We start from the raw sequence: 11,818 nt of genomic DNA, 5'->3' as shown, positions 1-11,818 counted from the left end.
CGACTAGCATCGGCCGGACAAAAGCCCGTATTTATCCGCAAAGTGTTTCGTTTTCCGTCTTAAAATTGCGCCGCACCCCTTGTTGACCCGGGTGCGCTGCGCCAACTGCCGGCGCTGAAGCACAACCCCACTGAAAAAGGTTCATGCGTGAAGCAGTTAACCATTCGAAATCGGATCCTTGTGAGCTTTGGCGTGATTCTTGCGCTGATGCTGGTCATGGCCGTTTGTTCGTACATCCTCCTCGGCGCGATCGATCGGGATGCGCGCAGCCAGGAAGAAAATTCGTCGCCGGGCGTCTATCTCGCGACGACTATCCGCGCGGCGTGGTTTGAAAACTACACGGTGACCCAGCGGCTTATATTTATCGATACCGAGCCTGACCAGGTTCGTCGGGACACCCAGCGCATTGCCGAAACCCGCGACTCGCTCGACAAGCTGATCGACCAGTATGCGGCGACGGTTTTCGATGAAACCGATCGCCGTCTCTTCGCCGATTTCAAGCAGCAACGCTCGCTTTATGCACCGATCCAGGAGCAGATCCTGGCCGATATGCCGGCGTCGAAGGCGGCTGCCGCAAGCGCCTTCAACACCCAGCTCACGCCGGTCTGGGAAACGGGGCGGACCGTGGTGCGGGCACTTGTCGAGCGCAACAACGAGCAGCAGACGCGCTCGTCGAAGAGCATTCGCGATTCTGTCAGCGAGGCCGAGACCACGTTGCTGGTAGTCGGGCTGGCGACCTTCCTGGTGGCGGCATGGGCCGGCTTCCTGTTGCTCAGGGCGATCGCCGTGCCTATGCAGCGGCTGGTAGAGGTCGTCGATGCAATGCGCACCGGCGACTTGTCGCAGCGCCTGCAACTGGAGCGCGGGGATGAATTCGGCGCATTGGGGGCGGGCTTCAACCGCATGACCGACGAGCTGACCGGCTTGGTTGGTCAGGCGCAAAAGTCGGCGGTGCAGGTCACGACATCGGTGGCGGAAATTGCCGCGACAGCCCGCGAGCAGCAGGCCACGGCAAGCGAAACCGCTGCGACGACAACCGAGATCGGCGCCACGTCCCGGGAGATCTTTGCCACGTCGCGCGACCTCGTACGCACGATGAACGAAGTGTCCGGCGTGGCCGAGCAGTCGGCGCTGCTGGCGGGAACGGGGCAGGTGGGCCTGACGCGCATGGAAGACACCATGCGGCTCGTGATGGAGGCCGCGGGATCGGTGAACGGCAAGCTCGCGATTCTCAACGAGCGCGCGAGCAACATCAACCAGGTGGTGGCCACCATTACGAAAGTCGCCGACCAGACCAACCTGCTGTCGCTGAACGCGGCGATCGAAGCGGAAAAGGCCGGCGAATATGGGCGCGGTTTTGCGGTGGTGGCGACTGAGATCCGTCGCCTTGCGGACCAGACGGCGGTCGCCACTTTCGATATCGAACAAATGGTGAAGGAGATCCAGTCGGCGGTCGCGGCGGGCGTGATGGGCATGGACAAGTTCTCCGAGGAAGTCCGGCGCGGCATGACGGACGTGCAGCAGGTCGGCGGCCAACTGTCGCAGATCATCCAGCAGGTGCAGACGCTCGCGCCGCGGTTCGTGATGGTCAATGAAGGCATGCAGACGCAGGCGACCGGCGCCGACCAGATTACGCAGGCGCTCGCCCAACTGTCCGAAGCCGCGCAGCAGACGGCCGAGTCGCTGCGCCAGTCGACGCAAGCGATTGACGACCTCACGCACACCGCCAATGGCCTGCGTACCGGCGTGTCACGCTTCAAGGTGGCGACGTGACGACCTCCGCGCTCTCCGACTATTCGTTCGGCCACTGAGACCATGCTCTTCGTTCAGTTCACGCTCGATAACGACCGCTATGTGATCGACAGTTCGCAAGTCGAGCGCATGCTGTCACTCGTGCCACTGAAGGCCATGCCCGGCGTGCCGGATTGGGTCGCGGGCGTCCTCGATTACGAAGCTTCACCGGTGCCGGTCATCGATCTGGCTGCGCTTGCATTGGGCCGGCGTTCGCACGAACGTTTGTCCACGCGACTGGCACTGGTCTGCTACCCGCACGAAACCGCGACGGGTGTCGAACATGAGCGCCTCGGCATCTTGCTCGAACGCGCCACGCGTACGGTGACACTCGACGCTGCCGCGTTCAAGCCCGCCGGTGTCGAGGCGATGAACGCTCGATATCTCGGGCCGCTCGCACGCGACGATCAAGGCCTCGTCCAATGGGTCCGCATTGAACACCTGTTGCCGGAGCACGTGCGAGCGCAACTCTTCACGCAGAGCAAAGCATGAAGCACGGCACGAGTTCCGATCAGGCCCATCGCGCGGTGCAGGCGTTGCACAAGATCCACGCGATGCATGAAAGCCGTCGCGAGCCGCTCCCGCATGCGCAGGTCGTGCAGTTCGCCGGGCTTTTACAACGGATCATGGGTCTGGACCCGGTGTCTATCGGCGAGAAAGCGATCGAACGGGCCGTATCGGACCGGTTTGCAGCATGGCGCGCGGCAGGTGCCGATGGTCTGGACGAATCGCGGGCCAGTATCGAAGCGTTCTGGCTGGTGGTGAACGGCGTGCCGGCCCAATTGCAGGCCTTGATCGAAGCGGTGGTCGTGCCGGAGACGTGGTTTTTCCGCGATGCCGAGGCGTTCAACGCACTGGTCAAGCTGGCGCGGACGCGGCTTCTCGACCAGCCGTTCAAGCCGGTGCGAATCCTGAGCATGCCGTGCTCGACGGGCGAGGAGGCCTACACCGCCGCCATGGCCATGCTCGACGCGGGGATTGCCCCGGAGCGTTTTTCCATCGATGCCATCGATATCAGCGGCCGTGCGCTCGATATCGCCCGCCACGCGCACTATGGCGGCAACGCGTTCCGCAGCCGCGCGCTCGGATTTCGCGAGCGGTTTTTCGCACAGGCAGGGGATCAATGGCGGCTTTTGCCGGAGGTGACGGAGCGAGTGCAGTTTCGCCAGGCGAATCTGCTGACGCTCGATCCGCAGACGTTCGAACCCTTCGATTTCGTTTTCTGCCGCAACGTGCTGATCTATTTTGGCCGGCAGACGCAGCACACGGCCATGCGAGTGCTGGACGGCTTGCTTGCACCGGGCGGCACACTGTTTGTCGGGCCCGCGGAAACGGGGCTGATGATGCGCGAAGGCATGGCGTCGGCGAAGCTGGTGCTGGCGTTCGCGTTCAGACGGCCGGAAGAGCGAGTCGGGAGTGCTCGGCCGACGCTTATCGAAGCGCACGGCGCAGGCGAACAAGGTTTGGACGTTCAGCCGCGCGCGCTATTCGCTGCCATAGCCGCCGCGGAGCGGGCAATGGAATTTGCCGCGCGAGCAGCGACTCCAAAGGCGCTGGTTGCGGGGGCCAGCGTGGCACATACGTTTGGCCATCAAGCCGTGCCGGCTACGAATCTGAACGATGCACCTGGACGCTCATTTTCATTCGGCTTGCCTGCTGCCGGCGCGCCGCGCGCGGCGCCCGACATGGCGGCCAACGCACAATTTACCGCTCAACCGGGCACGCTCAAACAAGCCCAGGCACTTGCCGATGCTGGCGCCTTGCTCGAAGCCGCCGATATCGCGCGGACCTATCTCAAGGCGCATCCGTCCAGCGCCGACGCCTACTACTTGCTCGGCGTGATCGCGGATGCGCGAGGTGAGCAAAGCGAGGCGAGAGGTTTTTACAAACGCGCGCTTTATCTTGAACCCGGGCATGGCGAGGCGCTGACGCATCTTGCCGCCGTGCTCAGGCTGGAAGGCGATCGTGCGGGCTCGCAGTTGTTGTTGGCCCGCGCTGAACGTGCTGAACGTGCATCAGGAGGCCGCCATGAGTGATCCGCGCGACCAGCGAAACGTGAGGTTTGCCGCGGATGTGGATGCGGCTTCAGCCTTGGACGGGCCGTCGTCATTGCTGGCCGATATGGATGCCCCTATCGACGACTGCTGGAACCGCATCGGCGTTCGCGGCGACGGTTCGTGTCCGCGCCTGGCTGGCTACATCCATTGCCGCAATTGTCCTGTGCACGATGCCGCCGCGGCGCGCGTGCTGGACCGTGAACAATCCGCCGATGCCGTGATCGGGCAAGCGCTCCTGCATCGCCAGACAGCGCAGTCGCCAAGCGAATACGCGACGCGCGAGGTGGATGTCACGTCGTGGCTCGTATTTCGCATCGGCGATGAATGGCTGGGTTTGCCCACCACGATCTTCCAGCAGGTGGCCCAGTTGCGCCCGATTCACTCGTTGCCGCACCGGCGTCATCGCGCGGTGCTCGGCGTGGTGAACGTGCGCGGGACGTTGCTCGTATGTGCGTCGCTGGCGCGCTTGTTCGGGATCGCGTCGGTGGTCGGTCAGGATGGACGCAGGCCGGAGCAGCAGAGCACCCAGCAGGGTATTGATGCCCGGGATCTTGCGCGCTTGCTGGTTATCGAGCCGGGCGGAGACGTTGGCGAGCGCGGTGATCTTGGCAATCCTATTGTGTTCCCCGTCGATGCAGTCGATGGCGTACATCGTTTTGCGCGCGCAGATCTCCAGGCGGTGCCGGCGACCATAGCCAGCATGTCGGCATCCCACGCGGTGGCCGTGATGGCGTGGAATGGCGTGACTGTGGGTCTGCTCGACGCGGCTAAACTCTTCGAGACCTTGAACCGGAGTTTCACATGAGCGGCGCTGAAACGGGGCAGGGGCCAAGCCGCGGCCAGCTGTCGCTCATCGACTTGTTTCGCGAGGAAGCGCGGGCGCAGGCTCAGATCCTGAGCGATGGCCTGCTTGCGCTGGAACGTGCCCCGCGCGACCCGGTGACGCTCGAAGCCTGCATGCGGGCGGCGCACTCGCTGAAGGGCGCGGCGCGAATTGTCGGCGTACCGGATGGCGTGAGCCTCGCGCATGTGATGGAAGACTGCTTCGTCGGCGCACAACAAGGGCGCGTCAGCGTGGACGCCGGCATGATCGACGTGCTGCTGAGCGGCGTCGACCTGATCTTGAGAATCGGGCAGGGGTCCGGCGACGAAAGTTTGTCGCAGACGGACGTGGATGCATTCGTCGATGCCTTGAATGCACGGATGAACGGCGCTACCGCTGCGCCGTCTTCATCTGTTTTTGAAGTGTCTCTGTCTGACGCCGACCTTGATCTGTCGAATGAACTGACGCTCTCAGCGCCGCTGGTCGAGGACGCACAGGAAACCGAGGAAGCCGCGCCTTTCCAGCCGGCCCGTTCCACTGAACCGCGTGAACCGGCCCGCATGCTGCGTGTTCGTGCCGACACCCTCGACCGCTTGCTGAGCCATTCGGGTGAATCGCTGGTTGAATCGCGTTGGCTCAAGCCGTTCGCGCAATCCATGTTGCGCGTGAAGCGGATCCAGCGCGACGCCAGCCGGGCGCTTGATTTCCTGCACGAATCGCTGACCGAGGCGGCTGCCTCGGCATCGAGTTCTCCGGCGACTGCGACTGCGACTGCGGCGCTCGACACGCGCACGCTCGATGCACTGGACGAGGTCCGCCGTCTCAACGCAGAAGCGCATCGCCAGCTCGGTGAGCGCCTGGCCGAGCTGGAAAATTACGACCGGCGTTCGACGCATCTGTCGCAGCAACTCTACGACGAAGCGCTTGAATGCCGGATGCGGCCTTTCGTCGATGTCACCGGCGGTTTTGCGCGCATGGTTCGCGACGTCGCGCGCTCGCTCGATAAACAAGTGCGCTTCGTGATTGCGGGCGAAGCGACGGAAGTGGATCGCGACATCCTCGACCTGCTCGACGCGCCGCTGGGTCATTTGTTGCGTAACGCGGTCGATCACGGCATTGAAGCGCCATCGCTGCGGCGGGCTCTTGGCAAACCGCCGGAAGGCACCATCACGCTGGAAGCCCGCCACAGTGCCGGATCACTTTTCATCAGCGTCAGCGACGACGGTGGCGGCGTGGACCTCGACGCGCTGCGCCGGGCTATCGTCCAGAAACGCCTGGCTAACGAGACCACGGCTGCGCGTCTTTCAGACACTGAACTGCTTGAATTCCTGTTCCTGCCCGGCTTCTCCATGCGCGATACCGTCACCGACGTCTCCGGCCGCGGCGTTGGCCTTGACGCCGTGCAGGACGTCGTGCGCCAGGTACGCGGCAACTTGCGCGTCACGCAGGAAGCACTGGGCGGTACGCGTTTCGTGATGCAGTTGCCGCTAACACTGTCCGTCATCCGCAGTCTGATCGTTGAAGTGGATGGCGAGCCGTACGGCCTGCCGCTCGCGCACGTGACACGCACGCTTGTCCTGCCGCGGGCATCGATCGATCTGCTCGAAGGGCATCAGCATTTCGCGTTCGAAGGGCGGCGGCTCGGCATCGTCACCGCGCACCAGATCCTCCGCTCAGGCACCTTCGAGACCGCCAGCGACACGCTCAATGTCGTCGTGATCGGGCAGGGCGCGACGTGCTACGGCGTGGTTGTCGACCGCTTTCTCGGCGAGCGCATGCTGGTCGTGCAACCCCTCGACAAACGCCTGGGAAAGGTACCGAATATCGCAGCGGGTGCGTTGATGGAAAACGGTGATCCGCTGCTGATTGCCGATCTTGACGACTGGCTGCGCGCGGTCGAAAAGCTGGTTGTCGACGGCGAGCTTGGGCGTGTTTCATCGGGCACGGCGAGCGTGGTCGCCGCGTCGAGAAAACGCGTGTTGGTGGTCGACGACTCGCTGACCGTGCGCGAACTCGAACGCAAGCTGCTGGCCGGACGTGGTTACGACGTGACCGTGGCCGTTGACGGCATGGACGGCTGGAACGCGGTACGCAGCGAGCGTTTCAACCTGGTGATCACCGATATCGACATGCCGCGCCTCGACGGCATCGAACTGGTGACGCTGATCCGGCGCGATCCGCAACTGCGCGAGACGCCGGTGATGATCGTGTCGTACAAGGATCGCGCGGAAGACCGCCAAAGGGGGCTGGACGCCGGAGCGGACTATTATCTGGCGAAAGGCAGTTTCCACGACCAGACCTTGCTCGATGCAGTGCGGGATCTGATCGGCGAAGCGCAGTCGTGAGAGAACACTAAAAAAGAGAGGCGAGCGATGAAGATCGGGATCGTGAACGACATGCCGCTGGCGGTGGACGCCTTGCGCCAGGCACTGGCGACGCGGCGTGACTTCGAGGTGATCTGGGTCGCCCGTGACGGCGCGCAGGCGGTCGACTACTGCATGGCGCAGAAACCCGACGTCGTGCTGATGGACCTCGTCATGCCGCATATGGATGGCACGGAAGCCACGCGGCGAATCATGCGCGAGACGCCGTGCGCGATCCTGATCGTGACCGTGGATGTGGGCGCGAATGCGTGGCGGGTCTACGAGGCGATGGGCGCGGGCGCGCTGGATGCGGTCGACACCCCGGTGCTCGCCGGCCCGGACGCAAAGCGCGGGATCGCCGCGCTGACCGCCAAGATCGACCAGATTGCCGCCCAGCAGGCCACGAAAGCCGCCGCGAATCCGATCGCCGCCGCACCGCGTATTACCTCCGACACCGACTTGCTCGCGATCGGTGCGTCGGCGGGCGGCCCAAGCGCGCTGGCGACACTGCTGGCCGCGCTGCCGGCCGACTTCGCGCCGGCTACGGTGATTGTCCAGCACGTGGACCAGGCCTTTGCGATCGGCATGGCCGACTGGCTCAACGAACAGTCGACGCTGCCGGTGCGCGTGGCGCGCGAGGGCGACCGGCCGGCGCCGGGCTGCGTGCTGCTTGCGGCGACCAACGACCACCTGCATTTCTGTGGCGCTGGAAACAGGCTCGGATACACGAAAGAGCCGCTGGCGACGCCGTACCGTCCGTCCATCGACGTGTTTTTTCAAAGCGTGGTTGCGCGCTGGAGCGGCAACGCGGTCGGCGTGCTGCTGACCGGCATGGGCCGCGATGGCGCGGCGGGCCTCGCCGCTATGCGCGCCAAGGGATATCACACGATCGCGCAGGACGAAGCGACATCCGCCGTGTACGGCATGCCGAAAGCAGCGGCAGCGCTGAATGCGGCGGTCGCCATCCTGCCACTCCCGAACATCGCGAATGCCGTGCAAAAGGCGTTCACATCGTCGCGCAAATGACGCGCTCGAACTCGACTCAGAACAGGATTCAGTCATGGAACATCGAAATGCAGATCCGTTGGCGGAGCGCGCAAGGCGCGAACAGGCCAATCTGGAATCCCGCCCGGAAAGCCCGGCGGCTCCCCTCGATGCCGCAACCGAAGAGCGTTCGGCCGCCGATCTGCTTGCCGATGCGCTGAATGCGCCCAGCGCCGCCGACAGCGCGGTCATGGTGCTGCTGGTCGACGACCAGACCATTGTTGCGGAAGCAGTGCGCCGCGCGCTGATGGATCAGCCGCGGCTGGATTTTCATTACTGCGCCAACGCCGAGGATGCGTTGCGCGTCGCACAGGCCACGCGGCCGACCGTGATCCTGCAGGATCTGGTCATGCCGGGCGTGGACGGGCTGACGCTGGTGCGTCAATACCGCGAGAACGAGGCGACCCGTGATATCCCGATCATTGTGTTGTCGACGAAAGAAGAACCGCGCATCAAGAGTGCCGCGTTTGCCGCGGGCGCCAACGACTATCTGGTGAAGCTGCCGGACACTATTGAACTGATTGCGCGGATTCGCTATCACTCCCGTTCGTATCTGAATTTGTTGCAGCGTGACGAGGCGTATCGCGCGTTGCGGATGTCGCAGCAAAAGCTGCTTGAGACCAATCTGGAATTGCAGCGCCTGACCAATTCGGACGGGCTGACGGGCTTATCGAACCGGCGCTGTCTGGACGACTACATGAACGCCGAGTGGAAACGCGCAGCGCGTGAACAGTCGCAGCTCGGCTTGCTGATGATCGATGTGGACAACTTCAAGTCGTACAACGATACCTACGGCCACGTAGCGGGCGATGATGTGCTGAAGCTCGTCGCGCGCGCGATTGAATCGAGCCTGAACCGTCCCGCCGATCTTGCCGCCCGCTTTGGCGGCGAGGAATTCGCGGTGGTGTTGCCGTCCACGTCGACTGGCGGCTTGCGCCTGCTCGGCGAAAAGATCCGTATGGCGGTGGAGGCACTTGCCGTGCCGCATACGGGGTCGGCCAGCGATCGGCTCACAATAAGCGTGGGCGGTGTCATGCAGGTGCCCCAGCCGGGCGAAGACATGAAGCAGCTGATCGAAGCCGCCGACCTGGCTTTGTATCGGGCCAAGCGTGACGGGCGCAATCGGGTGGAAATCGGTAGTTAATCGCTAAATGAGCCGGTCCGCGAGGAGCGGTTCCGTACGCCGCTCACTGTGCCCGTGGCGCCTTTTACATGCCTTTACCGATGCCGCGCGCTTGCCGACACCGAACGGCACCACGCGCGCGTTGGGGCTCTGGTTGCCCTTGCGCGCCTCGTCCCCGATGATCGCGACGCGTTCGAGGAGTAGCGAACAATCGGACGGGTCCGTCGATGCACCGGTCGACCGGTTGCCAAAACCGTTGGCGATACCTCAGCAGATGAAGCGTCTCGAGCCTCGCTGACGAGAGGTAGCCTGACGTTGGGCGTAACCACGAAACTCGAGTGCGAGCTGGCGTCAAAGGCCGTAGAAGAAGCCACTGGCGCAGGCGTCACAACATCGTTCGATGCAGCGAGACCGGCCAAGGGAGCGCTCCACGGATCGGCCGGCGGAGGGGGCGCACTGTGTGCCGGCGCTTTCACTGGTTCGCCTGGTTTGGAAACGGGCGTAATGCGCTTGAGCCACGCATCATGTGATGCAATCAGACCGGGCGAACGTCCACGCGGTGTTTCATTCCAGTCGGAACGATCCATCGCGAGGGCAGAGGGTGCTACCTCGATGGTCGTTGCAACCGGGTTTGGCGCACGCTTCGTTGCGGCTGCTGGCGGCTCTTGCTTTGATGCATACGCTGGTGACACGGGTGATGTTGCTGACGCAGCATGGATTTGTCCGGACGATTTGAACCGGTCGGCAGCCGGTGCGCTCCAGGCATCGTCAACCGCGAGACTGGGTGCTGCGGGGTTGGTCCAGGCGTCATCCACTACGAGTTTGGGTGCGGCGTGACTGCTCCATTGCTCACCCGCGGGCACGCTGGCAACGGCGGATTCTCCCGCTCGGGCCGTTGCGTGCATCAAACCAAAGGCGGCGCACGCCAGCGCGACTTTTTCCAGTCCTGAATGAACGAGCCGAAACAGGTCGCTAAGCGGTGAGCGAGACATGGCATTTCCCTTGAATACACGAAAGCTCGCAGCCTATGGGAAAGTCCGATCCGAAATAACGCGATTTATCTGAATAGTGAAAGTTTTCAGCGAAGAAGTTGAAGAAGTTGAGTTGAAGGAAGGGTACGGGCGCATTTTGATGGCACTGCGATGTTTCGGCGAATCCGGCTTCGTGACATTCGATGTCGTTGATCCTGGGCTTCGCCTGGAGAGGTGGGCACTGTCCTGTTGTGCTGATGAAACGCAAAGAGCCGTTCCGACTCACGTCGGAACGGCTCTTTGCTGTGCTCGCTTCAGTTTCCACGCGTCAGATGAGAGAGAACGCGCCCGAATGGAATACGGCCGAGAGCGATGGCTATTTCGCTGCTTCCGTCGCTTTCGCAGCAGCCGCAAGATCCGTCGCGCTGCCGGTCGGCGAACCCATTGCCTGGAACAGCAACGCGGTATCGCTAAGCCGCGCGCTTTCATAGCGAATAGCATCCAGCCGCGCATTGCGATACTGGCGCTCGCTTGCACGTGATGCCGAGGGCGGAATCGCCCCAAGTCGCTCGCGGGCCGTTGAATCCGTGAACGCGCTCATTGAAGTGCGGCTGGCGGTATCGGCGAAACTGAGTGCCTGGTTATCCTGCTCGAGCGCTGCGAGCGAATCCGCCACGTTACGGAACGCGGTCAGCACCGTTTGCTTGTATTGCGCTACGGCCGCCTCATAGCTCGCTTGCGCTGCGCGCTTTTGGGCGAACAATGCGCCGCCATGAAACAGCGGCTGTGACAGCGAGGCGCCTATGCCCCAGATCGCGCCCGCACCGGACAAGGCAGTTGGCCAGCTGAAACCCGCTTTTCCCATCGATGCCGACAGCGTCAGGCTCGGGAACATTTGCGCCGTCGCGACGCCGACTTGCGCCGCGGCCGCTTTGAGCAGCGCGTCGGCCGCCTGAATATCCGGGCGGCTGGCAAGCAGATCCGACGGCACGACCACCGGCACATTACCCGGCACGGTCAGCGACGCGAGGTCAAGATCGGGCGGTGCCTGGTCCGGCGTGCGGCCAAGCATCACGGCAAGCGCGTGGCGGTTTGCAAGCCACTGAGCCCGCAGCCCGGGCAGCGAAGCCGCGAGGGACGCGGCGTTCGATTGCGCGTTGAGGGCGTCCGCTCGCGACGCCGAACCGAGTTCGTAGCGGCGCTGCGTTTCTCGCGCGTCTTCATTGGCGAGGACAATCAGCCGTTCGGTTGTATCGATTTGCGCACGTAACGACGCCGCACCAATCGCGCCCGTGACAATATTCGCGGCGAGTGCGCGGCGGGCAGCATCGAATTGCCAGGACTGGCTGTCCACTTGCGCGGCGAGCGCCCGGTCAGCGAGTCGCGCCGCGCCGAACAGGTCGAATGTGTATTGCGCCCGGATCTGGCCGACAAAGAGGTTATAGAGCACAGTGGGCGGCCCGAAGTTCGGCACGCCAATAGCACGCTCCCGGTTCGCCTGGCCGCCGAGGTCGATGCTTGGCAGCATCGACTCGCCGACTTGAGCCCGCAGTTGCTCGCGTGCTGCGGCGAGGGTTTTGTCCGTCGCGGCGAGGCTCGGGCTGTTGCGCAAGCCTTCATCGACCAGCGCGTTCAACGGCTCGGAA

The 11,818-nt window shown here is 63.6% G+C and carries 8 protein-coding genes; 7 read left to right on the top strand and 1 reads right to left on the bottom strand.

All coding sequences use genetic code 11. The features are described 5' to 3' along the window. Nucleotides 1-147: 147 nt before the first annotated feature. Genes JWR14_RS32740 through JWR14_RS32710 form a run of 7 tightly spaced genes read left to right on the top strand, consistent with a single transcriptional unit; the run spans nucleotide 148 to nucleotide 9,222 of the window. Nucleotides 148-1,773 (top strand): methyl-accepting chemotaxis protein, encoded by a 1,626-nt coding sequence (locus JWR14_RS32740; protein WP_299717737.1) that lies wholly within the window; start codon nucleotides 148-150, stop codon nucleotides 1,771-1,773. A gap of 42 nt (nucleotides 1,774-1,815) precedes the next feature. Then, nucleotides 1,816-2,283 (top strand): chemotaxis protein CheW, encoded by a 468-nt coding sequence (locus JWR14_RS32735; RefSeq protein WP_299717735.1) that lies wholly within the window; start codon nucleotides 1,816-1,818, stop codon nucleotides 2,281-2,283. Continuing rightward, nucleotides 2,280-3,827: a CheR family methyltransferase gene (locus JWR14_RS32730; protein ID WP_299717733.1), complete on the top strand. Its 1,548-nt coding sequence runs from the start codon at nucleotides 2,280-2,282 to the stop codon at nucleotides 3,825-3,827. The genes JWR14_RS32735 and JWR14_RS32730 overlap by 4 nt, the downstream gene beginning before the upstream one ends. After that, nucleotides 3,820-4,653, top strand: a complete 834-nt coding sequence (locus JWR14_RS32725; protein WP_299717731.1) for a chemotaxis protein CheW — start codon at nucleotides 3,820-3,822, stop codon at nucleotides 4,651-4,653. The genes JWR14_RS32730 and JWR14_RS32725 overlap by 8 nt, the downstream gene beginning before the upstream one ends. Then, nucleotides 4,650-7,016, top strand: coding sequence for a hybrid sensor histidine kinase/response regulator (locus JWR14_RS32720; protein ID WP_299717729.1), 2,367 nt, complete (start codon nucleotides 4,650-4,652; stop codon nucleotides 7,014-7,016). The genes JWR14_RS32725 and JWR14_RS32720 overlap by 4 nt, the downstream gene beginning before the upstream one ends. Before the next feature lie 27 nt (nucleotides 7,017-7,043). After that, nucleotides 7,044-8,060, top strand: a complete 1,017-nt coding sequence (locus JWR14_RS32715) for a chemotaxis response regulator protein-glutamate methylesterase (RefSeq protein WP_299717728.1) — start codon at nucleotides 7,044-7,046, stop codon at nucleotides 8,058-8,060. 34 nt (nucleotides 8,061-8,094) lie between these two features. Then, the gene (locus tag JWR14_RS32710) at nucleotides 8,095-9,222 is read left to right on the top strand and encodes a diguanylate cyclase (protein WP_299717726.1); all 1,128 of its coding nucleotides are present in this window, start codon (nucleotides 8,095-8,097) and stop codon (nucleotides 9,220-9,222) included. A 1,326-nt stretch (nucleotides 9,223-10,548) separates the two neighbouring features. Here JWR14_RS32710 and JWR14_RS32705 read toward each other — a convergent pair. Then, nucleotides 10,549-11,818 (bottom strand): efflux transporter outer membrane subunit (locus JWR14_RS32705; RefSeq protein ID WP_299717723.1); only part of this gene is annotated, 1,270 nt, incomplete at its 5' end.

It is taken from the genome of Caballeronia sp. (assembly GCF_028292365.1).
GTDB lineage: Bacteria > Pseudomonadota > Gammaproteobacteria > Burkholderiales > Burkholderiaceae > Caballeronia.
Note: the sequence above shows the minus strand (reverse complement) of the source record. Positions and strands in the feature narration are given on the sequence as shown.